Here is a 25,438-nt window from a genome sequence, read left to right as displayed (position 1 = left end):
TCGTCCTTTTTGTCATGAGGTTTTCGGGAATAAAAAGCGTTTCAGCGTTTTGATCCGGTGTTTCGGTGTTAATAGAAGCAATTGATCGCGTCCTTCAAAAACCGTATCTCCCCGCGGCGTGATGATTTGATCATTACGAATGATGGCGGTGATCAAAAATTCCTGCGGCAGATCAATGTCTGAGATGGCTTGTCCGACAAACGGATGCGAGTTCGGAATCGTCAGTTCAATGATTTCAGCATTCGGTTTACCAATCGACATGAACTCAATGACGGTTTGAATGGTCGAAGAACCGGTCTCATTTAACTGAAGGCGATCCGCCAAGAAGGTGAGCATGCTCCCTTGGATCAATGTTGACAGAAGAACGGTAAAGAAGACGATATTGAAAATCATACCGGCGTTCTCGATTCCGGCAACCAGTGGATACGTCGCCAGGATGATCGGAACCGCACCTTTTAAACCGGCAAAGGAGATAAACACTTTTTCCTGCCATGAGTATTTAAAAGGAAGCAGGCTGAGCCAGACCGAGACCGGACGTGCAATGAAAATCAGAATCAGGGCCAACGCGATGGATGACAGGATGACCTGAGGATCGAGCAACTGTTTCGGGAAGACAAGTAACCCGAGAACAATGAACATACCGATTTGGGCAAGATGCGCCATACTCATCGTAAAGCGGACAAGCGTCTGGCGATAAACCAGTTCATGGTTGCTGATATAGATGGCTGTCACGTAGACCGCCAAGAAACCACTGGCATGAATCGTATCGGCAAGACCAAAGGAAAGAAAGGCAAAAGACATCAAGAGAATCGGATAAAAGCTGGATGAACTTAAATCAATCCGGTTCAGCAACGTCGATGCGACCCAGCCGATCAATAATCCGAGCAGTAAACCAATCACCATTTCCCAAACGAGTGAAGACAAGCCGGAAAGAAGCGAAGCTTCCTTCGGATTCGTCACGAACTCGAGGAATAGGACGGTCAGAAAAACAGCCATCGGGTCATTGGTACCGGATTCGACTTCCAGCGTCGAACCGACTTTCCGCCGAACGGATTGTCCGCTGAGCACGGAGAAGATGGCAGCAGCATCGGTGGAACCGACAATGGCCCCTAGTAAAAAGGCATTTGCCCAACTGAAGCCAAGAATATAGTGAGAGGCGACAGCTACGATTGTCGTAGCGATAAAAACACCGAATGTTGCCAGGGAGAGAGACGGAGCGAGTTCGGTTTTTACCTCTTTCCAGACCGTCTGCAGTCCCCCCTCAAATAAAATGATGATTAAAGCGACAGTACCAAGCAATTGTGCCAACTCGGCATCGTCAAAACGGATGAATCCGGTAATGTCACTGCCGGCGATCATGCCGAGTGCGATGAAAATCAACAGGGCCGGGATGTTGAGGCGACTCGATAGCTTAGTCGTCCAGACGGCAGTAAACAGCAGTAAACCAATCAATAAAATCGTGAATTGTAAGGACATTGCATCAAACTCCTTCATTAAATAACATTCTTTCCTTTATCATACACTAATCCCGAGTTTTTCTGTCGGGTAACGATTGTTCAATATTTTCCACCGCACCGGACAAAATTATCTATTTTTATTGCAAGCGTTTTCATTTATTGTAAAAGCGTAGCACGATTATCAACTCGAAATCAGGGAGGTATCCGAATGCGTAAACGTAAATGGGCAGCACTACCAGTTGTGACGACGGCGATGGTCGTAGCACTTGCAGCGTGTGGCGGTGGAACACTCAATAGTGATGACTCAAAGGACAGTGGCTCTTCCAAAGATGGCAAGACCCTCAACGTATTCCAATTTAAAGCTGAAATCGCAAAAGACATGGAAAAGATGGCGAAGGATTACGAAAAAGAAACCGGCGTAAAAGTCGTCGTTCAAACGGTCGGCGGCGGATCAGACTATGGAGCAGCGTTAAAATCGCAGTTCGCTTCAGGTAACGAACCGGACGTCTTCAACAATGGTGGATTCACGGAAGCTAAAACCTGGCAAGATAAATTAGAAGATTTATCCGACGAAAAATGGGTCAGTGATTTGACGGATTTATCAAAAGAGCCGATGACAATTGACGGAAAGCTGTACGGCATGCCGATGAATCTGGAAGGATACGGTTTCATTTACAATAAAGAAATCTTCAAAAAAGCCGGAATTACAGAGTTACCGAAAACATTGACTGAACTCACGGAAGCATCGGAAAAACTTAAAGCAGACGGTGTCACACCGTTCTCAATCGGATATGGAGAGTGGTGGATCCTTGGAAACCACTTGCTGAACATTCCGGTGGCGCAACAAGATGATCCGGATCAATTCATTGCCGATCTGAATGCTGGAAAAGGAAAATTTGAAGACAACAAACAGTTCAAAGAATTCATGAACTTGTTTGACTTGACGATTAAATACGGCAATAAAAATCCACTGACAACGGATTACAATACACAGGTTTCGCAATTTGCTGAAGGAAAAACAGCGATGATCCAACAAGGGAACTGGGCACAACAACTGATTACGGATGTTAATCCAGATATCGAGATGGGCTTCATTCCGATGCCGATCAATGATGACAAAGAAAAAATGGACCGTCTTCCTGTTGGTGTTCCAAACAACTGGGTCGTCAATAAAAACTCGAAAAATAAAGAAGAAGGTAAAAAATTCTTGGAGTGGATGGCGACATCTGAAACAGGAAAAGATTATATGGTCAACAAATTCAAGTTCATTCCTGCCTTCAAATCGATTGAAGCCGCTGATCTTGGACCGTTGGCAGATGATATCATCAAGTATTCAAAAGAAGATAAAACAATTTCATGGAACTGGTTCAAATATCCGGACGGTGCTGTAAACGAAATGGGTGCAATCATGCAGGCATATGTCGGTAAGCAGAAGACGTCGGAAGAAATGTTGCAAGACTTTACGAAGACATGGGAGAAAATGAAGAAGTAAAACAAAAACGTGCTGTTCCCGAATCATCGGGAGCAACACGTTTTTTCTTAGTGCAAGAAGAACAATTGAATGAAAAATAGAACGGCGAACACATAAATCAAAGCATGGACACGCTGTTTTTGAACAGCCTTCATGATGGGATAGATGATAAATCCAAAGGCGATTCCTGTTGCGATGCTTCCGGAAAGCGGCATGATGACGATGATCATGAACGCTGTAAAGGCTTCGCCGAAATCATCCCAATTGATCTGTTTGATGTTTTGAAGCATCAATGCTCCTACAAGCATCAATGCAGGTGCCGTGATGGCAGGAACAGCTGAAATCGACTGAACGATTGGACCGAAGACCGCAGCAAGAGCGAATAAGAGACCCACCGTAACGGATGTTAATCCAGTCCGTCCACCGGCTGCAACGCCGGAAGCCGATTCAACATAAGCCGTAGTAGGACTTGTCCCGAACATTGATCCGACGACCATGGCAGTCGAGTCGGATAACAGGGCACGCTCACTGTTTTTTAAAGAGCCGTCTTTTTCGATCAAGCCGGCTTGTTCGCCAACGGCAACCATTGTTCCGGTTGTATCAAACATCGTGACGAGCACAAAGGAAAGGACACCGCCGAACAGTCCATATTGAATGACGTCTTGCACAGCAGAGAAAGGATTGGCGACAAGAATACCTTCCGGCAACGTCGGCAAAGCAATCAGCGTCTTCGAAAACGTCAATTCTCCACTCAAGAACGCAAGCAGTCCGGCCAATAGCATGGCGTACAGCAAACCACCCGGAACTCGTTTAAGTGTTAAGACAGCAGCTACAAGCAGACCAATCAAGGTAATCATGGCCTCTGGTGAAGTCAGGGAACCGATTGTCATCAACGTCGCCGGATCTGCGACGAGAATACCAGACATCTTTAAGCCGAGCGAAGCGATGAATAAACCAATCCCGCCGGTGATCGCTAACTTCAAGGTCGCTGGAATGACCTCGATGAGTTTAGTCCGCAACGGGGACAAGGACAGCAACAGAAAAATGATTCCGGCGACAAACACGACAGACAATGCAGTTTGATACGGAATCTTTTCTCCGATGACCAGTGTATACGTGAAATAGGCGTTCAGCCCCATGCCCGGGGCGACGGCGATTGGTAGATTCGCATAAAATCCCATCAGTAATGTCCCGACAAGTGTCGCGATGATGGTCGCCGAGAACGCTTGATCTTGCGGAATACCTGCTTCCGACAAGATCGTCGGATTGACGAAAAGAATATAAGCCATGGTGATGAACGTAATGAAACCAGCTTGGATTTCGCGTTTGGCTGTTGTATTGTGTTCGGAAAGTTTGAACATGAGTCAGAAACCACCTTAATCTCAAAAAGTTTGTTAAAAACGAACATTAACGATGTTATAGCAATATTCATTCGGAATCAAGTGTTGTTTTTCAGAAAAGGTAATTTAAGAAGAATGGTGACACAGACAAACAAATAAAAGACATACATGTAAGCGGATACAGCTGTGCTATACTACTTATTAGAAGAAAAAGGATGGGAGGGACGATGGTGAAAAGCATCCGGACACGTTTGATTCGACTAGTCGTTTTAGCGATTCTGATACCCACAACGCTTGCTACGTCAGCTTCTTACCTTTACGTCCGCCATCAAAACGTTGCCCAGGCTGAACGCTCGAGTTTGAACACCTTAAAAAGAGGGAGCAACCAAATCAGTCATTATATGGAAGATGTCCGTCGGTTACCGACAAGTTTGTACGCCAATCGTTCTTTGATCAACATCATGAATGTCGGTGCCGATGCGGAGCTGAGTGAATCGGAAGGTGTGATTTCACGGGCGTTGCTCGGATTGTTTTTATCCAAACAAGACATTGAACAACTTCATTTCGTGATTTTAAAAGGGAACTCGGAATACTCGGTCTACAACATGAAGACATCCAGTCGCGGGAAATTTGATTGGTTACAGGAAACCGATTATTTTCGGTTGATGAAACAACGGAATGGATGGCTGATTGATCCTGCGCACCGTATTGCAGCCTATAATACGCATACGATGATTTTGGATGAACAGGAAGTCGTCAGTTTCCGTTACCGGATCGACCGGGTGGAAACGGATGAGCCGCTTGGCTTTTTATCCGTCGATATTCCAACCAGTGTATTTGAGCGGCAACTGCAGTTGTTTGAAAGTTTTCCGGGAGAATCACTTTGGCTGATGAGCGGCAACCGTTTGATTGCGAAAACGGGAAACACGCTTCCGGTTACGAGTGAACGGTTTACGGGAGACAGTGGAAGTATGCGGGTCGGAGATTCCTTTGTCGTTTATGCCAAGACGAAAACACAAGGTGTCCCGATCACGTTAGTGAAGACGACACCGTATGCTACAGTCATTAAAGGTGCAAATGAAACGGCGCTCATCCTGATGTTGATCGGTGGGGTATCGTTGATTCTAATGATCATTGCGGCGAGTCTCGTGGCTCTTGAGATTACGAAACCGATCAAACAACTGACAGCAAATGTCTGGCGTGTTGAACAAGGGGATCTGTCCGCCCGATTCGTTGCGACGACGAATGATGAGATTGGATTGCTGAACCGGCAATTCCAGCGGATGATTCAACGGATCGATCGATTGATCAAGCGGGAGTACCGTCTTGCGCTTGAGAATCGGACAAACGAGTTGCGTGCCCTGCAATCCCAGCTCAACCCGCATTTTTTATTTAATGCGTTGCAATCGATCGGTACGACGACATTACAAGGCGATCGAAAAATCGCCTACCGTTCCATTACGGGACTGTCCCAGATGATGCGCTACTCGATGAACAACGAGCAAACGATTGTGACCTTAAAACAAGAAGTCGACCATCTGCAGTCTTATATGCGTCTGCAACAACAACGGTTTCCGGATCGTTTTCGGTATATCGTCGATGTTCCGTGGCATATGAATCCAATCGAAGTTCCGAAAATGATTTTACAACCTTTTGCTGAAAACTATTTCAAACACGCTTTTAATCAACAAACGGATGCGACGGAAAACTATTTGGCTTATAAAGTCAGAAGTGACGGGGACCAGCTGATCATTCAAGTCGAAAACAGCGGTCCCGTCATGGAACCGGCCGTCCTTGAAACGATTGACCAAACGATGCGGATGCACAGGCGACCAGAAGATCAACAGACATCCGGAATCGGGCTGCACAATATTTATGAACGTTTACTTATCTTTTATGGGGATCAGGCGAGCATGATGCTCCAATCTCCGTCAGAAGGTGGATTTAGAATCGTCATTCGAATTCCGGTTGAACAGGAGGAACTATGATGAATGTATTGATTGTAGACGATGAAAAACATGTGCGGGATGCAGTGAAGTTGCTCGGCGAATGGGATACGTGGCAGGTTGACAACATCTTTGAAGCGGACGACGGGACGATGGCCAAACGTTTCTTGGATCAAGAAAAAATCGATTTGATGTTAACCGACGTCGAAATGCCTGGACTCGATGGTTTAAGTTTACTCGAATGGACAAAAAATCATCATCCAAAGGTCGTCACGATCGTACTGACAGGGTATGATGATTATACGTATATGCGTCGTGCGATTTTACATCAATCCTTTGATTACTTACTAAAGCCGATCGACCCGGACATCTTAAACGATGCACTTGCTCGGGCGATGGAATTAATTTGTCCCGTTCAAGAACAGGGTGAGGCGATTGATCAGATTGCAAAGTATATTGCGACACATTATGCGGAAGAACTAACGCTTCAACTCATGAGTGAACGCTTTTATCTCAGTCGGGAATACATTTCGAGACGGTTCAAGCAACGTTTCTCTGTCAATCTGTCCGACTATATCCAAACGATTCGTTTAAATCGTGCCAAGGAATTGTTAGGTGATACGGATGCCCGGATTTATGAGATTGCGCTCGAAGTCGGTTATCAAGATGATAAATATTTTCGGAAAGTGTTTAAAAAGCAGTTTGGGATGACCCCAAACGAGTTCAGAGAGTTGTTGTCTGTTTAGTCGATATTTCAAGGAGGAATCGTACATGAGCGTACACATTAACGCAGCAGAAGGTCAGATTGCAGAAACAGTTTTACTTCCGGGAGATCCATTACGTGCCAAATACATTGCGGAGACGTTTTTAGAGGACGTCGTTCTGTATAACGAAGTCCGTGGGATGTACGGTTTTACAGGAACATACAAAGGTAAAAAAGTATCGGTTCAAGGAACAGGGATGGGTGTACCGTCCATGTCGATTTATGCCAATGAATTGATTCAATCGTACGGCGCGAAAAACCTTATTCGTGTCGGGACAGCCGGCGGTATTACGCCAGACGTCAAAGTCCGTGACGTCGTCATCGCGATGAGTGCTTCACACGACATGGCACAAAACCGTGTCCGTTTCAATGGACTTGATTATGCACCAACAGCATCATTTGATTTGTTGCATAAGGCCTACACGACAGCAAAAGAACACGGTATCGATGCGAAAGTCGGTCAAATCTTCACGACGGATCAATTTTATCAAGATGACTTCCATCACTTCAAAAAATGGGCGGACTTCGGATGTCTCGCGATCGAGATGGAAGCGGCAGGTCTTTATACACTTGCAGCAAAACACAAAGTCAATGCGTTGACGATCTTGACGATTTCAGATCACCTGTTGACAGGAGAAGAAACGACATCGGAAGAACGTCAAACGACATTCAATGATATGATGAAAGTAGCACTTGAAACAGCGATTCAACTGTAAACGGAAGGCGGAGATAGAACTCTCCGCTTTTTTTATTTGCTCGAACAGCTATGGTAGAATGGAGAAGAAGAAATGAGTGAGAAAATAAGGGGGAACAGTTGATGGAATTGACGGCAACGGCATCAGATGTAGCAAGCCATATCGGAACACAACGAACGTTTTTCAAGACGGGCGCAACGCGGAGTATCGCCTTCAGATTAAGCATGTTGACGTTTTTGAAGCAAGCGATTGAAACACATGAAGAAGCGATCTATGAAGCGTTAAAAATCGATTTGAATAAAGGACGCCAAGATGCGTTTACGACGGAAATCGGATTCGTCTACGGTGAAATCAATCGGATGGAGAAACAGTTGCGTCGCCTTGCGAAGCCGCGTCGTGTCGGAACACCATTGTTGCACTTCGGATCAAAAAGTGAAATCCGGTTTGAGCCTTACGGGAATGTTCTCGTCATCGCACCGTGGAACTATCCGTTCCAACTCGCGCTTGCCCCGGTCGTTGGAGCAATCGCGGCCGGAAATACGATCGTTCTAAAACCGTCCGAGTTGACGCCAAACGTTTCGCGGGTATTACGGGAAGTATTTGAAACGGCATTCCATCAACGTTTTGGTTTGGTCATCGAAGGTGATGCCGACGTCAGCGCGGCCGTGTTGGAAGAAAAATTTGATTATATCTTCTTTACCGGTTCGACACGCGTCGGGAAAATCGTGCACCAAGCGGCTGCCAAACACCTCACACCGGTTACCCTTGAACTGGGCGGAAAGTCACCGACAATCGTCCATAAAGACGCGGATTTACGCCTTGCGGCAAAACGGATTGCTTGGGGAAAATGGTTGAACGCCGGGCAAACGTGTATCGCACCGGACTATGTATTGGTTCATCAAGACGTCCAGGAAACCTTTTTACGTCTCATCGAAGAAGAAGCCTTCTCCCAATTCGGAAACGGTGTCGGTGTCGGGTCGTATGTCAAGATCGTCTCGGATAGTCACCTCGAAAGGCTGACAGGTTACTTGGAGCAAGGGGATATTCAATTTGGTGGACAAGTCGACCCGGAAACAAGAAAGATGGCACCGACGGTCATGACAAATGTTTCTGCCGATTCAAAGCTGATGCAGGAAGAAATTTTTGGTCCAATCTTACCGGTTCTTGTCTATGAAGAAATCGAAGACGTCATCACATTCGTCACCGAACGTGACAAGCCGCTTGCGCTTTACTTATTCACTGAAAATGAATTCGTCAAAGAGCGTGTCTTGAGCCGGGTCTCCTTCGGAGGCGGATGTGTGAACGATACGTTGATGCATGTCGCTCAGCACAATTTACCGTTTGGTGGAGTCGGAGCAAGCGGGATCGGCGGTTATCACGGCAAGTATAGTTTTGAAACGTTCAGTCACCGCAAAGGGCTTGTCCATAATACGACGAAGTTTGATTTGCCTTTCCGGTACATGCGTTCAAATACTGATTCCAAATGGATGCGCTTTTTGTTATGATGATTGAGGTTTGTTAAATACGAAGTTCTAGAATAAGTAAATTTTGTTGAAATAAGGAGTATGCGTTTTGAAACGTCAATTACGTCAGTGGATTAGAAAAGTCAAACTAATTGAAGCGGTATTGCATCTCATGATGCGGTTGTTTGCCTGTCTGCCGGTTCGTAAAAATCGAATATTGTTCGAAAGTTTTTTGGGGAAACAGTACAGTGATAATCCACGTGCGATTTATGAAGCCTTCCAACAGGAACATCCGGAATTCGAATTGCTGTTCAGTAAAGACCGCCGGAGTACGTTTGACGATTCCGCGGTTCAAACGGTGGATCGGATGACGATTCGTTGGATTTATCTGCTCGCGACATCACGGGTCTGGATTTCGAACAGTCGGTTGCCATCCTGGTTATACAAGCGAAGCGGGACAATCTATTTACAGACATGGCACGGAACACCGTTGAAGAGATTGGCGCTCGACATGGATGATGTTCAGATGGCGAATACGACGACAGAACGATACAAACGTGATTTTGCGCGCGAGGCGGCGAAGTGGGACCTGTTGATTTCACCGAATGCGTATTCAAGTGACATCTTCAGACGGGCGTTTGATTTTACAGGAGAGTTACTTGAAATCGGTTATCCGCGGAATGATCTGTTCTATCAGACGGACCGGCATCCGGAAATCCTTGAACGTGTCTACTCCCGTTACCAAATCGAACGGAGTAAAAAAATTATTCTGTACGCGCCGACTTGGCGGGATAATGAGTACGCGGCACAAGGCTCCTATTCCTTTACGCTCCCGTTTTCGCTCGAACAGTTTGAAAAACGGTTTGGAGCGGAGTACACGCTGTTGATTCGGATGCATTATTTGGTGGCGGATCAGGTTGATACGTCAGCGTATCCGTCTGTCCATAATGCATCGGATTATCCGGATATCTCCGACCTATACATCGCGGCGGATGCGATGATTACCGATTATTCTTCTGTTATGTTTGATTATGCGCACTTGAAACGTCCGATGATCTTTTACACGTATGACTTAGAACATTACCGGGATCGATTGCGCGGATTTTATTTCGATTTCGAGCAAGAAGCGCCGGGACCACTTGTATTACAAGAAGAACGATTATTTGAAGAAATGAATCGGTTGTCCGAATGGAAGAGCCGATACGGCGTCCGTTTTGCGACATTCGATCAGAAGTTTTGTCAATGGGATGACGGAACAGCTTCTCGGCAAGCATGCAACCGAATCCTGCAACTCGCCAGCAATCAGCATAAAGGAGAATCATCATGAAAAAAGTCATCACGTACGGAACATTTGATTTATTACACTGGGGACACATCAATATCCTCAAACGGGCAAAAGAGATGGGCGATTATTTAGTGGTGGCGATTTCTACAGATGAGTTTAACCGCTTAAAGCACAAGGAATCGTACCATAGTTTTGAAAACCGTAAATTGATTTTGGAATCGATCCGGTATGTGGACGAAGTCATTGCTGAAAACAATTGGGATCAAAAAATCAGTGATGTACAAGAACACCAAATCGATACGTTTGTCATGGGCGACGACTGGAAGGGTGAATTTGACTTCCTGAAAGAGTATTGTGAAGTCGTATATCTCAGTCGGACGGAAGGCATTTCGACAAGCCAAATTAAAACTGAATTAGGAAACGGTTAAGAAACAACAAGACCACACGATATGTGCGGTCTTTCTTCTTGGAAGGACGGGATTAACGTGAGAGAGAGTATCGTGCAAATCTATTTGCTACTTTTTCGGATCTTCTATCGTATCTTCTGTTTGTTACCCGTGAAGCCGGTAACGCTCTTTTGGGTCACATACGGTGATAATGTAAAACCGATTAATGATGCACTCCTGACGGGATTTCCGAAAGAAAAACGTTATTTGATTTACGATAGAAAGTTCGTGAAGTATCCAGAAAGCTGGTCGACCGAACGGATTTTGCCGTACCGCAGACTTCGTTTCATTCGATTGGCTTATTTACTGGCGACGTCTAAACATGTCTTCATCGATAATTACATCGGTGAGTTCAGTGTCGCACCGATTCGAAAAGGAACACAACGGGTGCAACTTTGGCACGCAGCGGGTACGTTAAAGAAATTCGGATTGACGTCTGCCCGAAGCTTGATCGTATCCAAACCGATTCTTCAACGCTTTAAACGTGTTTATCAGCGGTACGGGGACTTCATCGTCCCGGGAGAGTCATGTGCCGAGCAGTTCATGGCACCACATGATTTAAAGAAAAGCGTATTTAAATCATTTGGTGTCCCACGGACGGATTATTGGTTTAATGAGCAGCACGAATCCATTAAAGAAGAGCTCCAAAGTGCCTATGCAAGAGAGGATCGTCGCATTTTATTATATGCTCCGACCTACCGCGAGTATAACGGGATGGAAGGGCAGACGGTTCGTCAGCTCGAACAGCTGACTGATCGTGGATGGACGATTCTCGTGAAGTTACATCCGACGGTTCGGACGATGTTTACGCACAAGAAAACACATGTTCATTTCGTCACCGATGAGTTTTCCATCAATGATTATCTATTGATTACAGACGTCCTTGTCACTGATTATTCTTCGATTCCGTTTGAAAGTTGCCTTCTCGGCATTCCGACGATCCTTTATACACCCGATCTCGATACGTATCGGCAAATTCCGGGGATTGTTGATTCGTATCCGAATCCGTTACCTGTCATGTCTACGACACAATTTGACGGTGTGCTGAACTGGATTGATTCCGATACAGCTCTACAGGAAAGCCGGAGGGCGATGGAACAATTCAAGACGCTCTGGTATACGGAACAACCGGGACAAGCGACAAGCAGAATTATCAACCATTACTATCAAAAAACGATTTAAGTGTTCTTGCTGAGACCTTAAATCGTTTTTTTATTTAAAATAAATTGTGAAAAGGTGAACAATGTTTGACAATCTTTTGAAAAAACGCCTTTCTGACGTGTGATGTTCTATACTAAGGTCAGAAGGAATCAAGGAAAGGAGAATGCGGAATGCTTGCTTGCGGAACGACAGAAGCGAACACGTTTGTCTTATCGACAGAGACCCGGATGATACTGGAGGACTTCATGACAGAAGTGACTTTCAAAAAAGATTCCATCGTTTGTTGGGAAGGGGAGTTAAACGATAAACTGTTTTACGTGAAGCAAGGAGGCGTCAAACTGTCGAAGCTGACGAAAAAAGGCAGTCCTTTGATGATGTTTTTATATTTCAAAGGGGACCTGTTTGGCGAGTTTGATGTCGGAGAAGCATTCCCCAGCTCCTACAGCGTGGAAACGATGGAAGACAGTGTACTCGGTGTGATTGCAAAGAGTAAACTGGAGGAATTAATGAAGCAGGACGGTGTGTTCGCGCTGGAAATCATGCGTTGGCAGGCATTGATGCGTAAGCAGTCCGAAACGAAGTTACGGGACCTGCTGCTGTTCGGAAAACAAGGGGCACTCGCCTCGACCTTACTTCGGTTGATTGCAATGAACGGAAAACAAGTCGGAGAAGATTATGTCCTGTCAAAACGTCCATCCGACAGTGAACTGGGTCAATTGATCGGAGCACCGCGTGAAACCGTCAACCGGATGTTTTCTCAATGGAAAAAAGAGAAGGTCATTTCATCCACGACAACTAAAATTATCGTTCATGATGCCAAATATCTGAGAGATTTATGCCATTGTGAAGGATGCCCGGTCGGTGTTTGCCGGATCTAAAGATGCAACCAATCCCCTTGTCTTTAAGACAAGGGGATTTTTTTGTGCATACAGATCCAGTATGTGAACTTTGTGTGTGTTTTTCAAAGCGAAACAGCGAAATTGTCACAAATGATGTGATCTTTATCACGGTCTCGGACCGTGTGGCTTTTCTAAAATGAAGATACGACATCAAGTTAAAAAAGAAGGGGGTACAGCAAAATGAACATAAAACCAGAATCAAACTTACATGGGACACTCGTCGCCGTTTTTATCGTCGCCGGAGTCATCATCGGGATGTGGGGATCCATTTTTCTATTATTCAGTTCCAGATAAGGAGGAAAGACAATGCATATTCATCGCTTAGAGAAAATTTGGCTGGGGTTTGGTTGCGTCATGTTGGCCGTCTTTTTAGGCATCATCGGTGTTTCAGCATTCGCATCCGGAAATCAACCGCCATCTGATGCGACACTGATCGATCCGACGCAAGTTGATCAGACAAAACCGTTTGATAAACCGGGTCTGAAAAAGATTGACGACAACAAATATGAAGCGGTCATGGTATCGCAAGCCTTTCAATTCACCCCACAAGATATGGTGATCAAAAAAGGGGCAACCGTTAATTTTCTGGTGACCTCAAAAGACGTCGTTCACGGGTTTGAGATTGTGAAGACCAACGTCAACATGATGGTGGTACCCGGTCATATCAACTCGATCGAGTACACCTTTAAAAAGGCAGGCGATTATTTGATTGTCTGTAACGAATATTGCGGTACGGCACACCATATGATGTCGACAAAAATTAAGGTGGTGGACTAAATGAATGCCATTTCCCAAAAACTAAAAGAATTTGAGATGGAGCGCGGACTGCCGGCGACAGAAATCGGTCTAAAGGAAGCGAAACTGGCCTTTGCACACGTCAGCTTTTCTCTTGTCGCCTTGTTGATCGGTGGATTATGCGGATTGTTACAAACGCTTGTCCGGACAGGTGTCATTCCGGAAATTGCAGGAGTCGGGTATTATGAATTACTGACGGCCCACGGATTGATGTTAGCGATTGTGTTTACGACCTTATTTATTTTTGGATTATTGTTTTCATTTTTAGGACAGTCGTTTGGTCGTTTTGAAGAGTTTCCGAGACGGCTCGGTTGGGTCGGTTTTTGGTTCATGATGCTTGGTGTCGTACTCGTCACATGGATGGTACTGGCGGGTGAGGCATCCGTGTTGTATACGTTCTATGCACCGTTAAAAGCACATCCGGTCTTTTATATCGGACTTGTCATCTTCGTCGTCGGAACATGGATTTCTTCGGCAGCGATGTTCCGGATGTATGCGGATTATAAGCGGGAGCATACAGGTGTTCATCCGCCGCTGCAGGCATACATGAGCATCATGACGGTATTATTGTGGGTGGTCGCGACACTTGGTGTCGCCGCGACGATTTTATTCCAACTCTTGCCGTTGTCACTTGGTTGGACCGATAAGGTCGGGATTGAGTTATCGCGGACGCTCTTTTGGTACTTTGGACATCCGCTTGTGTATTTTTGGTTACTTCCGGCGTACATCGTTTGGTATACCGTAATCCCAAAAATCGTCGGCGGAAAGATTTTTTCAGATGCGTTGGCCCGGATGTCCTTTTTACTGTTTTTACTGTTTTCCTTCCCGGTCGGTTTTCACCATCAATTGCTGGAACCGGGGATATCGGCTTTTTGGAAATACATCCAAGTCGTGTTGACGTTTCTTGTCATCATTCCGTCCTTGATGACGGCGTTTTCGATGTTTGCGACTTTTGAACTGGCAGGGCGGCGTCAAGGCGCAACCGGACTGTTCGGCTGGATCAAGAAGATGCCGTACCGAGACGTCCGTTTCTTGGCTCCTTTTGTCGGAATGTTATTTTTCATCCCGGCTGGAGCGGGGGGAGTCATCAATGCGTCGCATCAATTAAACATCGTTGTCCACAATACACTTTGGGTCACCGGTCACTTTCATATTACGGTCGGAGCGGCCGTTGCCTTAACGTTTTTTGGAACAGCCTATTGGCTCGTACCATTACTGCGAGGACGGACGTTGACGAAACGAATCAATCGCATCGGACTGATTCAGACGGCGACGTGGACCATCGGTATGCTCTTTATGTCGACCGCGATGCATATTTCGGGTCTGCTCGGTAACCCGAGACGGACCGGTCCGGCCGCGTACTTTAAAGATTCACTGGTTGCCGACTGGATTCCGTATCACGTTGCGATGGCGATCGGCGGAACAATTTTGTTTATCTCGATTCTGTTGTTCCTGTTCGCCATGTTCCAGCTCGCTTTCCGTGCTCCAAAAGGTGTCGAAGCGTTTCCGGTTGCGGAAACAGAAGAAGCAGCGATGCAGACGCCACTTTTCTTTGAGAATTGGAAGTTGTGGATTTTTGTGACCTTTGCTTTGATTGCGTTTGCTTATACCGTTCCGATTTGGCATATGATTGAAAATGCACCGCCGGGGGCACCCGGATGGAAATTATGGTAAGCCGCTTCAAACGACAAACGACCGGGTTCCTCTGGCATACAGGGGAATCCGGTCGTTTTCGTTGAGGATAAGAGCAATGATAAGTATAAGAAAAATGCTGAAGATTATTTGACGATCCCGTGTTTAAAAGCATAGACGACGGCTTGCGTCCGGTCCACGACATCAAGCTTCGATAAAATGTTCGAAACGTGTGTTTTGACCGTCTTTAATGAGATGAAGAGTTCATCGGCGATTTCCTGATTCGCCATACCACGGGCCATCAGTTGCAGGACTTCCTGCTCGCGCTCTGTCAGATCATCATGAAGATGGCTGGTCGGTTTTCGTAATCGTTCCATCATTTTACCGGTCACCTGAGCAGCCATGACGGATTGACCACTTGCCGTTTTGCGGATGGCTTCCGCAATCTCGAAGGCGCTGGCTGTTTTTAAGACGTAACTCATTGCGCCGGCTTCGATGACCGGATACACTTTCTCATCATCCAAAAAGCTTGTAACGACAAGAATTTTTGCGTCCGGCCACTCTTTGCGGATCAAGCGTGTTCCCTCAACACCGTCGACCGGTTCCATGACTAAATCCATTAAAATCACATCAGGGCGATGTGCCAAGGCAAGTTCCGCTCCGACTTGCCCGTCCGATGCTTCCGCGACGACCTCGATATCTGGCTGTGTCGATAAAAAAGCGGATACACCTGCACGAACCATTTCATGATCATCGACTAATAACACACGTATCATACTTGCACCATCCGATCTTTTCTTAATTTTACTTCAATTTGAGTTCCTTGTCCCGGAACACTGACGAGGCGAATCGTTCCACCCATCTCAGCTGTCCGTTCCCGCATCGAATTGATTCCGTAAGAAGCGAGTTTTTTCTCATCGACGACGAAGCCGACACCGTCATCATTCATGCTTAAGATGACCGTATCATTAAATTGACGCAACTCGATATCCATATGTGACGCTTTCGCATGGCGTAACGCGTTGGTCAACCCTTCTTGGACGATCCGGAACAGTTCATTCTCAATCGGACGGGGGAGTTCGATGGCTTCGAGCTTCCAGCTCAACTCAGTGGACTGCTTCCTAGATAATTCTTCCAACAGTTGCGTTAATCCTTGTTGGAGGGTCATGCCTTCCAGTTCGACCGGGCGTAACTGTAACAACAGGGAACGCATTTCGGACTGAGCGGTCTGGGCCATCGTTTCGACCAAATCGATTTGTTTCGCAGCGGTTTCAGGTTGAGTCAGAATCGTCTGTTTCGCGGCTGTCGTCATCATCGAAATCGCATACAGCTGCTGGGAGACGGAGTCGTGCAAATCACGGGCAAGCCGTTTTCGTTCCTCCGTGATGGCCTGAACGCGGACTTGCTCAATGTGTTGCGGGCGGGTGCTGATTTTTTGAACGGTTTCGACCTGCTCGTCAATCCGTTTGCCGATGCGGGACAGACGTGTCAACGTGTGGAAGTAAGGACCATTCACGATCGTGACTTCTTTTCCTTGCTCCAGTTCGATGATGGCAGTCGTGACTTTTTTAAAATCACGGCGCAAAAAGAAGTAGTGGATACTTCCGATTGCTAACGGCAATAAGAGCGATAAGCCGACGACCAGCAGGAAAACGGGAAAGTCCTGTTGACGGACGAAAAGTACATGCCAATCAACTTGGCGTGTACTTAAAAACAATAACGTCGTCATCACGGCAGTCAAAAAACCGGTCATGACTTGGAGCGCGATGACACCAAGCGGGAATTGATCACGTTTCATATGGAAGTCACCTCGACATTTCCGATACCAAGCATGACGTGAATCCGGACTTTTCGGGTCGCTTCATCATATTCAGGCGCCCGGTACTGGATTCGGCGGTTAAAGAACGTCGGAATACGTCGGACATCTGTTTTGACACTGCCGAACCCGATTGACGTATCGAGTGTATAGTCGTAACCGGACGGCAATAAAATCCGGACGTCTCCGACGACACCACTGACGACGATTAACGTTTCGCCTTCCGGGACATAGGCGTGTGTCAAGTCGATTTCTAAATCGCGGACGATGAACTGTTCGCTCAAATCTTTTAAGACATACGGAAGTTCTTGTTGTGTCGCAAATGAATAGGCGGGTTGAATCTTAATGCCTTCTTCTTCATAGAGACTCGGTGAAATCTTAGAGAAGAAAAATTCCCGGACGGAGTGGCGGGTCACGAGAATGATTCCGAGATACAGCAGGATTCCGGCAATGACGAATCCGATTGCTGCTGAACTGAGGACGACACCGGCTAAGATGATGGTACCCACGACATAAAACAAGATAGCCAGTTTTTCATGATTTCTTTTTCGGAAATGAATGCCGACATAATACAGCAAGAACGGGAAAAGAACCCCGAATAACACATTTCCTGCACCTGTCATCAAATCATAAAAGAGTCCGAGGGCGAACAGGATCGACACGTAGCCGACTAATTGTTTTGTACTTAATCGTCGCACGGGCAATCTCCTTCCTGACATGACAAAGGGAGGCAACAATGCCTCCTTCGTCCGAATACTTATTTTTGGAAACGACGTTCGAGATCGGCAATCCGGGCATCGATATCATCTTCTGCGATAGGAGCTTCCTCTACCTTCGTTTCAGTTTCCTCTGTTGTGAATGGATGTGCTTCTTGTTTAATAGTAGCATTTGGTTCACGTTCTAGCACCTGGTTCATCTTCGATTTTAAATTCGAGACGTTTTCACGCATCATCCATTCGTACCGTTTGTTTTGTAAATCTTCGAGTTTCAGTTTTAATTCAAGTGCTTCCCGCTCAAGTTCGTTTAATTCGCGTTTCGTCTCTTCGATCAGTTCTTCGAAGAAGCGGAATTGTTCGCCGTAGTGCTTCGACTCGATGGCAGCCCGTTCGGCAAGCTCTTGTTCGCCTGCTTCTTTGGCGATTTCGACCTGCGTAAAGCGTTTGTCTGCCAACTCTTTAGCTTCATCTTGTTTATGTGTCAGTTCGACAAGCAACGTCCGCTGACGTTCAAGTAAACGATCAATTTCTTTTAAATCCGACTCAGTCGTCCGAATGTGGCGGACCAGCTTCTTAGCCGGCGCTTCCCCTTGATCGGCCGCTTTTTTTACTTCCGTCATCATTTGGTTCGCAAACTCGTTTAATTGATCAAATACATTTTTCATGAAAAATTCCTCCTTGGATGTTAGGTCAGCAAAATGTTTGGCAGTGATGTACTGTCTGCGTGTCAGCGTTTCTGATCGAGGTCTTTCCAATCGGCTTCAAAGTGGGTCGAAGTGGTTGGACGACGGCGGGCAAACAATTGATTTAAATCGACGCGTTGCATTTTCATACGCATGTATCCGATGTAAAGTCCCAGTGCGGCAGCGATTCCGACGACAGCCCAAATGTTCGACAAGGCAAGACCGATTCCGAGTGCAGCGAGTAATCCGAATCCGATTTTTGCGAAAATTTTTGATGTTTGGACAAACTTACTGATGGCATAAAATGCGAGGAGCGCACCGAGCCCGAGTCCGATCATGTGCGGTAATGTACCGATGACGACAGCGAGAAGGGCGAGACCGGCAAGTGCCATCAAGACCTGTTTTCCTTTTGATTGCTTCATGATGAAGCCTCCTTTTTCTTGATACTCTTATCTTAAGGGAAGACGCAGAGAGGCACGACGCCCTTCGGACCGTACTTGTCTCCGACTTGAGGCGGAGTGTGAAGGTCTGACTTCCACAGCTTCGCTAGGTCCGGTCCGTATAATATGGTAAAATTCGACTAACAGAAACGAGAGGAGTGGTGTTTGATGAGTGCAACTAGCCACGTAACAGATCACATTACCGGAGTACAGGGAGGGGTTTCCCTCCCTTAAAATCAGAGGAGGAAACCATTTGAACGAATGGGGTAAAGTACCGACAGACAAGGTCGGAACAACTGAACAACTAGGACGTGTCACGGCGGTCTTCCAAAAGCAGTACCGCGTGATGACGGCTGATGGGGAAACATTAAGCGAATTGTCGGGAAGGATACGTTTTGATGCATTGACGAAAGCCGAACTGCCGGCAGTCGGCGATTGGGTGATTCAGACTGAGCGAGAAGCTGGAAAAGGACGAATCGAACGTGTCCTTCCGCGGACCTCACAATTTTCCCGAAAGGCAGCCGGGACGGAGACCGAAGAACAAATTATTTGTGCGAACGTTGATGTGGCATTACTCGTCATGGCGTTTGGACACGATTTCAACGTCCGTCGCCTGGAACGGTATTTGACGCTTGCTTGGGAGGCGGGGGTCACACCACTCATCGTTTTAACGAAAAAAAGTTTAATCGATTCAGTGGACGATTCACTTTCCGAGATTGAAGCCATCGCCTTCGGAACATCCTATTTTGCCGTTGACTCGCTGACGGGAGACGGGCTGGGTGCGTTACAGGAAGTATTGCAACCCAATGAGACGATTGTGTTGGTCGGATCGTCCGGTGTCGGAAAATCAACACTCGTTAATGCCTTGGCAGGAGAACAGCTGATGGAAACGGGCGGCGTTCGGGAGGACGATGAGCGCGGACGTCATACGACGACACACCGGGAATTAAAACGGTTGTCGAGTGGCTTGTTACTCGTCGATACACCGGGTATGCGTGAACTTGGATTATGGGATGGAAACGAAGGGCTGGCATCGACGTTTTCAGACATCGAGACGCTGGCAGAGTCCTGCCGTTTCCGCGACTGTCAGCACGGCGAAGAACCAGGCTGTGCGGTGCACGCCGCTTTGGCGAACGGAAGCTTGTCGCACGAGCGTTGGGAAAGTTTTCTGAAGTTGCAACGCGAGGTGGCATATGCGGAACGAAAACAAAATGTCGCTATGCAGGCAGCGGAAAAAGAGAAGTGGAAGAAGATCCACAAGCAGGCACAGGCCCGGACGAAACTAAAATATCAAAAACGCTGATGTGAGTTAACATCACAAACGAACGACGCCCTTCTGATTAAACAGAGAGGCGTCGTTCGTTTTGTAAAAATAGATAAAGGATTTAATCCTGATCAAAATGAATCGTTCCCGTCAATTCATCGAGACGTCTTAAATCGTCCTGGATCGCTTGAATGTCACTTGGTTGTTGTTCCCGGAGTAGCTTCGTTCCGACAGGTTGGACGGCAGCTTCTTGATCTAGCAGGATTGTCCGGTTCGAGAGTCGGTCATTGAAGTAACGATCGTGCGAAACGAACAACAGTTCACCCGGAAAGACATCGAGAGCCGCCTCGATTTGTTCGCGGGTCGTTAAATCCAAGTAGTTGGTCGGTTCATCCAAAATCAACAGACGGGCACCGGAAAAATAGAGCCGTAAGAAGGCGATTCGGCATCGCTCGCCCATGCTCGCTGCGTTAATGGGTTGATAGACACGGTCACGCCGAAATAAAAAACAGGCGAGAAGTGTCCGCGCATCGGTTTCGGTAATCGTTGTCTCTTCCATCAAAGCGTCCAACAGGGAACCGGAAGTCGGCAAATTCGAAAGTGCCTGAGAAAAATAGCCGGTCGTCAGGGACGGATGACGTGTGATGGTTCCGTGAGTCGGATTCAGTTCACCTTGAATCAGACGGAGCAGCGTCGTTTTTCCGGAACCGTTCCGACCGATGACGGCAATCCGGTCTCCTTGCTGGATGGAGAAGGTCAGCTGTTTCAATAGTGGGAGACTCGCGTAAGAAAAGGAAACGGCGTTCAATGAAAGCAACTGCTTGGCTGCAAAGGATGCGGCTTCAAACGCGACATGAACGGACGGTGCCGCTTCTGGTTTGGCAACCCGTTGATCCAGCACCTGTTCAAGCTGTTTTTCTTTTGCTTTGAACTTTTTAGCTTGTTTGGCTGCCTTTTTCTTGGCGTATGGATCTCGTTCACTTGCATGGGCGACAGCTTGTTGATGCCAGTTTTGGTATTGATGGATCATCCGCTTCAGTTCCTTGCGTGTTTTTTCCTGTTTTTCATATTCGCGTTCCTGGGTCAGGCGTTCCTGTTCTTTTTGCTGGCGATACGTTTGGTAGTTGCCTTTATAACGTGTTGCGAGACTCGGTGTCAGCTCAATGACGGCATCGGCCGTTGCATCGATGAAGGCACGCTCATGTGACACGTAAAGAATCGCGATGGGTGTCTGGTGCATCCAGTCAATCAACCAATCCAATGTGTCGGCATCCAAGTGATTGGTCGGCTCGTCTAGCAGAATGAAATCGGGTTGTTGGACCAACAGACAGGCGAGTTGGATCCGGGTCTGTTCGCCGCCGCTGAGTGTGTCAAAGGGGTGGGACCAGACATGTTCAGGCAATTGAACTTCTTTTAATGCACGTGCTGCGTCCGCTTCGAGTGAAAAAGCATCAACATCCAGCGCGACTTGGTACGCTTCGATGGATGTCGAGTGGAGTGTTTGTTCCCGTGCCTGATAACGAACTTGATCGGCTTGTTCGACCAGGCGGAGTGCCGGTTCATCAGAAGAGAGGTGTTGGGCGACATGACCGGCGTTTGTATAGGCACGGAAGATCTCGCCGGACGTCGGCTTGATCTGCTGGAGGATGATCTGTAATAACGTGGTCTTCCCGACGCCATTGGCACCGACCAAGGCGACATGCTCACCCGGATGAACGGAAAACGAGATGTGTTGGAACAACGTCTGTTGCGGAAGCTCAACGTGTAGATCGTGAATCGATAAGATTTCAGTAGGCATATTCTCAGCTCCTTAGGAGTTCATTTCGATACAGATGAAATGAAAACACACCATCCGAAAGCGAGCGGATGGTGTGCAGGAGTGCAAATCAAAGAAGGTATCTTCCTGATGAGGGAAATACCGAAAATGAGCAGACTCGTAGCGTCAGTCATCCGCAACTCATTGCGAAAGTGATGAATTCTTTCATCATTAGACAGTAGCGAGTGAATGCTTCATTTCGGTATTGTACCTCCTATTCATAGACTATGTGTTCAGTGTAGCAACTTGTGGTCAGCAAGACAAGTAAGAATCGAGTAATGCTTGGGCAGCCGTTGCTTCTTCCGTGCTCGGGGGAAGGACGTCTTTTAACGGATAGTCAAGACCAAGTGCTTCCCACTTGTAGACGCCGAGCTGATGATAGGGAAGGACTTCGACCCGTTCGACATTGCCGAGCGTTCGGATGAATTCACCGGTCTGACGGAGGAAAGTTTCCGTCATCGTCAAACCCGGGACCAGCACGTGGCGGATCCAAACCGGAATATTTCGTTCGGCTAACCGTTTTGCAAAGGCAAGCGTATTGGCATTACTCCGACCGGTCAGCAGCCGGCAGGTCGCGTCATCGATATGTTTGATATCGAGTAAAACCAGATCCGTGTAGTCGAGGATGCGATCGAGATTTTTAGGAACGACCGAGCCGGCTGTATCAATGACCGTGTGCAATCCTTTTTGTTTCGCTTCACGCAGGGCAGCTTCAAGAAACTCCGGTTGGGCAAGCGGCTCTCCGCCGGAAAACGTGATACCGCCGCCTGTCGCATCAAAGAAGGACCGATAACTTTCCGCTTCTTCGACAATCGCTGTCGCGGAGACGGAACGACCACATCCGAATTCCCACGTATCCGCGTTATGGCAATATTGGCAACGTAAGGGGCAACCTTGCGTAAAGACGATGAAGCGAATACCGGGTCCGTCCACTGTCCCGCAAGATTCAACAGAATGAATCGTTCCGTATGTCATAATCCTTCAGTCCTTTCTTCGTTAAAGTGCTCCGTGGAATGTCCGGTTGATGACATCGATCTGTTGTTCACGGGTCAACTTGATGAAGTTGACGGCGTAACCGGAAACACGGATTGTCAGTTGTGGATAGAGTTCCGGATGTTCCATCGCATCGAGCAAGGTTTCGCGGTCAAAGACATTGACGTTTAAATGGTGTCCTTTCGAGGTGGTTCCACCCATATAGCCGTCGAGCAGTCCGACGGTGTTTTGAATCCGTGTCGATTCATCCTTACCGAGTGCTTTTGGAACAATCGAGAACGTATAGGAGATGCCGTCGAGTGCATGCTCATACGGTAATTTTCCGACGGATGTCAGTGCAGCAACAGCGCCATTCGTATCCCGTCCGTGCATCGGATTGGCTCCGGGTGCGAACGGCTCGCCGGCACGACGACCGTCTGGTGTATTCCCGGTCTTTTTGCCGTAGACGACATTTGAAGTAATCGTCAAGACGGATTGAGTCGGTAATGCATCGCGGTAAGTCGGATGTTTCCGGATTTTTTCCATGAAGAGTTTGACGAGATCAACCGCCATCTGATCGACACGGGCATCATTGTTTCCGAATTTCGGGAAGTCTCCTTCGATCTTGAAGTCAACGGCGAGTCCGTTCTCGTCGCGAACCGGTGAGACTTTGGCATAGCGGATGGCGGACAGACTGTCAGCGACGACGGACAGTCCGGCGATCCCGCATGCCATCGTCCGGAGGATTTCCGGATCATGCAACGCCATCTCGATGCGTTCGTAGCTGTATTTATCGTGCATGAAGTGGATGACATTTAATGTGTTGACGTACAGTTCGGCCAACCAGTCGAGCTGACGGTCGTAAGCCGCCATGACCGTTTCATAATCCAAGACATCATCGAGGATCAAATCGGTTTTCGGCGCAACTTGGATTTTGAGTTTTTCATCGATGCCGCCATTTAACGTATAGAGAAGTGCTTTTGCCAAGTTCGCGCGTGCTCCGAAAAATTGCATCTGTTTTCCGATTTTCATGGCAGAGACACAACACGCGATGCCGTAATCATCGCCATAAACCGGCAGCATCAAATCGTCGTTCTCATACTGGATCGAACTGGACAGAATCGACATCTTCGCACAAAATTCCTTGAAGCCGCGCGGCAATTGCGTCGACCAAAGGACGGTCAAGTTGGGTTCAGGGGCCGGACCGAGATTGACGAGTGTTTGTAAGAAGCGGAACGAACTTTTCGTGACGTTTGAGCGGCCGTCTTCACTCATCCCGCCGATTGATTCCGTGACCCAGGTTGGATCGCCTGAGAACAAATCATTGTAGTCCGGTGTCCGAAGGAATTTGACGATCCGGAGTTTCATGACAAAATGATCGACGAGCTCCTGAGCAGTTTGTTCCGTCAAGCGTCTGGTCTGCAAATCACGTTCGATATAGATATCGAGGAACGTTGAGACACGGCCGAGTGACATCGCGGCACCGTTTTGTTCCTTGATGGCAGCAAGATAGGCGAGGTAGACCCACTGGAACGCCTCTTGTGCCGTTTCCGCAGGACGGGACAGGTCACAATCATAACGATTGCCGAGTTCGGTCAGTTCCTGCAACGCGCGAATTTGCTCATTCATTTCCTCACGGTCGCGAATCATCGATTCGGACAAAAAGCCACCACGGTTCTGTAAGTCTTGTTTCCGTTGCTCAATCAAGTACGCTGTTCCGTATAACGCAACGCGACGGTAATCACCGATGATCCGACCGCGTCCGTAAGCATCTGGAAGTCCGGTGATGATACCGGCTTTTCGGGCGGCGCGCATTTCGGGAGTATAGGCATCGAACACGCCTTGATTATGTGTTTTCCGGTATTCACTGAACGTCCGGGTCACGACAGGGTCTGCCTTAAAACCATAGGCTTCGAGCGCATCGTTGACCATCCGGATGCCGCCGTTCGGATGAATCGAGCGTTTGAATGGTTCATCGGTTTGGAGACCGACGACTTTTTCTAAGTCACGATCGAGGTATCCGGGACCGTGTGACAGGATCGTTGAGGGTGTCGCAGCGTCAACGGCATATACACCACCACGTGTCCGCTCTTCGCTTGTCAAACTCATGATTTGTTGCCACAGTGTTTCTGTCGCGACCGTCGGACCGGCCAAGAATTGATCGTCGCCGCGGTATTCCGTCCGATTCCGTCGAATGAAGTCGGCTACATCGATTTGATTGGACCATTGTCCTGCTTCAAATTGTTGCCATGCTTGCGTTTTTTCGAGTAACATCATGAACACTCCTTCGTTTGTAAGGTAGACAGTTCAACACATATCCCTTATGTGAATAGTGTAACAAACATTCGTATGCGAGAGTTTTACATCCCTGTGAAAGC

At 47.3% G+C, this 25,438-nt stretch carries 23 protein-coding genes; 13 read left to right on the top strand and 10 right to left on the bottom strand.

Translation table 11 applies throughout. The annotated features are described in order from the left end of the window. Positions 1 to 12 precede the first annotated feature (12 nt). Positions 13 to 1,476 (bottom strand): potassium/proton antiporter, encoded by a 1,464-nt coding sequence (locus KNP87_RS10100; protein WP_214721569.1) that lies wholly within the window; start codon positions 1,474 to 1,476, stop codon positions 13 to 15. A 189-nt stretch (positions 1,477 to 1,665) separates the two neighbouring features. Here KNP87_RS10100 and KNP87_RS10095 point away from each other — a divergent pair, with 189 nt between their 5' ends. Beyond that, positions 1,666 to 2,949 carry an ABC transporter substrate-binding protein gene (locus KNP87_RS10095; protein ID WP_026833842.1) on the top strand — a complete coding sequence of 428 codons (1,284 nt, stop codon included), beginning with the start codon at positions 1,666 to 1,668 and terminating at the stop codon, positions 2,947 to 2,949. Between the two features lie 47 nt (positions 2,950 to 2,996). Here KNP87_RS10095 and KNP87_RS10090 read toward each other — a convergent pair whose 3' ends face one another. After that, positions 2,997 to 4,289, bottom strand: a complete 1,293-nt coding sequence (locus KNP87_RS10090) for an NCS2 family permease (protein ID WP_214721568.1) — start codon at positions 4,287 to 4,289, stop codon at positions 2,997 to 2,999. A gap of 206 nt (positions 4,290 to 4,495) precedes the next feature. Between KNP87_RS10090 and KNP87_RS10085 the strand changes: the two genes are divergently transcribed. The 11 genes from KNP87_RS10085 (at position 4,496) to KNP87_RS10035 (ending at position 15,395) form a co-directional block, all read left to right on the top strand. Continuing rightward, on the top strand, positions 4,496 to 6,256 hold the full coding sequence (locus KNP87_RS10085; protein WP_251135543.1) for a cache domain-containing sensor histidine kinase: 1,761 nt from the start codon (positions 4,496 to 4,498) through the stop codon (positions 6,254 to 6,256). Next, positions 6,256 to 6,960, top strand: a complete 705-nt coding sequence (locus tag KNP87_RS10080) for a response regulator transcription factor (protein WP_251135542.1) — start codon at positions 6,256 to 6,258, stop codon at positions 6,958 to 6,960. The genes KNP87_RS10085 and KNP87_RS10080 overlap by 1 nt, the downstream gene beginning before the upstream one ends. 25 nt (positions 6,961 to 6,985) lie before the next feature. Further along, positions 6,986 to 7,693 (top strand): purine-nucleoside phosphorylase, encoded by a 708-nt coding sequence (gene deoD, locus KNP87_RS10075; protein ID WP_026833838.1) that lies wholly within the window; start codon positions 6,986 to 6,988, stop codon positions 7,691 to 7,693. A gap of 101 nt (positions 7,694 to 7,794) precedes the next feature. Further along, entirely contained in the window at positions 7,795 to 9,177 is a 1,383-nt protein-coding gene (locus tag KNP87_RS10070; RefSeq protein WP_026833837.1) for an aldehyde dehydrogenase, read from the top strand. 67 nt (positions 9,178 to 9,244) lie between these two features. After that, entirely contained in the window at positions 9,245 to 10,462 is a 1,218-nt protein-coding gene (locus tag KNP87_RS10065) for a CDP-glycerol glycerophosphotransferase family protein (RefSeq protein ID WP_214721566.1), read from the top strand. Further along, positions 10,459 to 10,848 carry a glycerol-3-phosphate cytidylyltransferase gene (tagD, locus tag KNP87_RS10060; protein ID WP_028106910.1) on the top strand — a complete coding sequence of 130 codons (390 nt, stop codon included), beginning with the start codon at positions 10,459 to 10,461 and terminating at the stop codon, positions 10,846 to 10,848. The genes KNP87_RS10065 and tagD overlap by 4 nt, the downstream gene beginning before the upstream one ends. A 129-nt stretch (positions 10,849 to 10,977) precedes the next feature. Beyond that, positions 10,978 to 12,048, top strand: coding sequence for a CDP-glycerol glycerophosphotransferase family protein (locus KNP87_RS10055; protein ID WP_353049368.1), 1,071 nt, complete (start codon positions 10,978 to 10,980; stop codon positions 12,046 to 12,048). Positions 12,049 to 12,197: 149 nt separating this feature from the next. Next, on the top strand, positions 12,198 to 12,905 hold the full coding sequence (locus KNP87_RS10050) for a Crp/Fnr family transcriptional regulator (RefSeq protein ID WP_026833833.1): 708 nt from the start codon (positions 12,198 to 12,200) through the stop codon (positions 12,903 to 12,905). Between the two features lie 201 nt (positions 12,906 to 13,106). Continuing rightward, positions 13,107 to 13,220, top strand: coding sequence for a cytochrome C oxidase subunit II (locus KNP87_RS10045; protein WP_119923719.1), 114 nt, complete (start codon positions 13,107 to 13,109; stop codon positions 13,218 to 13,220). A 12-nt stretch (positions 13,221 to 13,232) separates the two neighbouring features. Further along, positions 13,233 to 13,703: a cytochrome c oxidase subunit II gene (locus KNP87_RS10040; protein WP_026833832.1), complete on the top strand. Its 471-nt coding sequence runs from the start codon at positions 13,233 to 13,235 to the stop codon at positions 13,701 to 13,703. Further along, a complete protein-coding gene (locus tag KNP87_RS10035; RefSeq protein ID WP_214721565.1) occupies positions 13,704 to 15,395 on the top strand; it encodes a b(o/a)3-type cytochrome-c oxidase subunit 1 in 1,692 nt (563 codons plus the stop codon). Positions 15,396 to 15,499: 104 nt separating this feature from the next. Here the strand turns inward: KNP87_RS10035 and KNP87_RS10030 are convergent, their stop codons facing one another. The 5 genes from KNP87_RS10030 to KNP87_RS10010 all read right to left on the bottom strand — a co-directional run bounded on the left by KNP87_RS10030 (position 15,500) and on the right by KNP87_RS10010 (position 18,990). Continuing rightward, positions 15,500 to 16,129 carry a response regulator gene (locus KNP87_RS10030; protein WP_026833830.1) on the bottom strand — a complete coding sequence of 210 codons (630 nt, stop codon included), beginning with the start codon at positions 16,127 to 16,129 and terminating at the stop codon, positions 15,500 to 15,502. Then, complete coding sequence (locus tag KNP87_RS10025) at positions 16,126 to 17,151, bottom strand: sensor histidine kinase (protein WP_035387671.1); 1,026 nt, start codon at positions 17,149 to 17,151, stop codon at positions 16,126 to 16,128. The genes KNP87_RS10030 and KNP87_RS10025 overlap by 4 nt, the downstream gene beginning before the upstream one ends. Continuing rightward, positions 17,148 to 17,867: a cell wall-active antibiotics response protein LiaF gene (gene liaF, locus KNP87_RS10020; protein WP_026833828.1), complete on the bottom strand. Its 720-nt coding sequence runs from the start codon at positions 17,865 to 17,867 to the stop codon at positions 17,148 to 17,150. Before liaF ends, KNP87_RS10025 begins: the two co-directional genes overlap by 4 nt. A gap of 59 nt (positions 17,868 to 17,926) precedes the next feature. Continuing rightward, complete coding sequence (locus KNP87_RS10015) at positions 17,927 to 18,550, bottom strand: PspA/IM30 family protein (RefSeq protein ID WP_026833827.1); 624 nt, start codon at positions 18,548 to 18,550, stop codon at positions 17,927 to 17,929. Between the two features lie 62 nt (positions 18,551 to 18,612). Beyond that, the gene (locus KNP87_RS10010) at positions 18,613 to 18,990 is read right to left on the bottom strand and encodes a lmo0954 family membrane protein (RefSeq protein ID WP_214721564.1); all 378 of its coding nucleotides are present in this window, start codon (positions 18,988 to 18,990) and stop codon (positions 18,613 to 18,615) included. A 271-nt stretch (positions 18,991 to 19,261) separates the two neighbouring features. Here KNP87_RS10010 and rsgA point away from each other — a divergent pair, with 271 nt between their 5' ends. Further along, positions 19,262 to 20,311, top strand: coding sequence for a ribosome small subunit-dependent GTPase A (gene rsgA / locus KNP87_RS10005; RefSeq protein WP_214721563.1), 1,050 nt, complete (start codon positions 19,262 to 19,264; stop codon positions 20,309 to 20,311). 82 nt (positions 20,312 to 20,393) lie between these two features. On the opposite strand, the gene abc-f is transcribed toward rsgA, so the two are convergent. From abc-f to pflB, 3 genes are all read right to left on the bottom strand, one after another. Then, entirely contained in the window at positions 20,394 to 22,070 is a 1,677-nt protein-coding gene (gene abc-f, locus KNP87_RS10000) for a ribosomal protection-like ABC-F family protein (RefSeq protein ID WP_214721562.1), read from the bottom strand. A gap of 270 nt (positions 22,071 to 22,340) precedes the next feature. Further along, a complete protein-coding gene (gene pflA / locus KNP87_RS09995) occupies positions 22,341 to 23,063 on the bottom strand; it encodes a pyruvate formate-lyase-activating protein (RefSeq protein ID WP_026833823.1) in 723 nt (240 codons plus the stop codon). A gap of 21 nt (positions 23,064 to 23,084) precedes the next feature. After that, a complete protein-coding gene (pflB, locus tag KNP87_RS09990) occupies positions 23,085 to 25,334 on the bottom strand; it encodes a formate C-acetyltransferase (protein WP_214721561.1) in 2,250 nt (749 codons plus the stop codon). Positions 25,335 to 25,438: the final 104 nt, after the last annotated feature.

The sequence above is a fragment of the Exiguobacterium sp. s192 genome (genome assembly GCF_018618795.1).
Taxonomy (GTDB): Bacteria; Bacillota; Bacilli; order Exiguobacteriales; family Exiguobacteriaceae; genus Exiguobacterium_A; species Exiguobacterium_A undae.
The sequence above is the reverse complement of the archived record's forward strand: the minus strand, read 5'-3'. Positions and strand labels throughout refer to the sequence as shown.

Bases quoted from the DNA above. Each gene is read 5' to 3' on its own strand.
- KNP87_RS10085 (WP_251135543.1), top strand. From the start codon at position 4,496: ATGGTGAAAAGCATCCGGACACGTTTGATTCGACTAGTCGTTTTAGCG.
- KNP87_RS10090 (WP_214721568.1), bottom strand. From the start codon at position 4,289: ATGTTCAAACTTTCCGAACACAATACAACAGCCAAACGCGAAATCCAA.
- pflB (WP_214721561.1), bottom strand. From the start codon at position 25,334: ATGTTACTCGAAAAAACGCAAGCATGGCAACAATTTGAAGCAGGACAA.
- abc-f (WP_214721562.1), bottom strand. From the start codon at position 22,070: ATGCCTACTGAAATCTTATCGATTCACGATCTACACGTTGAGCTTCCG.
- KNP87_RS10040 (WP_026833832.1), top strand. From the start codon at position 13,233: ATGCATATTCATCGCTTAGAGAAAATTTGGCTGGGGTTTGGTTGCGTC.
- pflA (WP_026833823.1), bottom strand. From the start codon at position 23,063: ATGACATACGGAACGATTCATTCTGTTGAATCTTGCGGGACAGTGGAC.
- KNP87_RS10035 (WP_214721565.1), top strand. From the start codon at position 13,704: ATGAATGCCATTTCCCAAAAACTAAAAGAATTTGAGATGGAGCGCGGA.
- KNP87_RS10010 (WP_214721564.1), bottom strand. From the start codon at position 18,990: ATGAAGCAATCAAAAGGAAAACAGGTCTTGATGGCACTTGCCGGTCTC.
- KNP87_RS10025 (WP_035387671.1), bottom strand. From the start codon at position 17,151: ATGAAACGTGATCAATTCCCGCTTGGTGTCATCGCGCTCCAAGTCATG.
- KNP87_RS10045 (WP_119923719.1), top strand. From the start codon at position 13,107: ATGAACATAAAACCAGAATCAAACTTACATGGGACACTCGTCGCCGTT.
- tagD (WP_028106910.1), top strand. From the start codon at position 10,459: ATGAAAAAAGTCATCACGTACGGAACATTTGATTTATTACACTGGGGA.
- KNP87_RS10095 (WP_026833842.1), top strand. From the start codon at position 1,666: ATGCGTAAACGTAAATGGGCAGCACTACCAGTTGTGACGACGGCGATG.
- KNP87_RS10080 (WP_251135542.1), top strand. From the start codon at position 6,256: ATGAATGTATTGATTGTAGACGATGAAAAACATGTGCGGGATGCAGTG.
- KNP87_RS10050 (WP_026833833.1), top strand. From the start codon at position 12,198: ATGCTTGCTTGCGGAACGACAGAAGCGAACACGTTTGTCTTATCGACA.
- KNP87_RS10015 (WP_026833827.1), bottom strand. From the start codon at position 18,550: ATGAAAAATGTATTTGATCAATTAAACGAGTTTGCGAACCAAATGATG.
- deoD (WP_026833838.1), top strand. From the start codon at position 6,986: ATGAGCGTACACATTAACGCAGCAGAAGGTCAGATTGCAGAAACAGTT.
- KNP87_RS10070 (WP_026833837.1), top strand. From the start codon at position 7,795: ATGGAATTGACGGCAACGGCATCAGATGTAGCAAGCCATATCGGAACA.
- KNP87_RS10100 (WP_214721569.1), bottom strand. From the start codon at position 1,476: ATGTCCTTACAATTCACGATTTTATTGATTGGTTTACTGCTGTTTACT.
- KNP87_RS10030 (WP_026833830.1), bottom strand. From the start codon at position 16,129: ATGATACGTGTGTTATTAGTCGATGATCATGAAATGGTTCGTGCAGGT.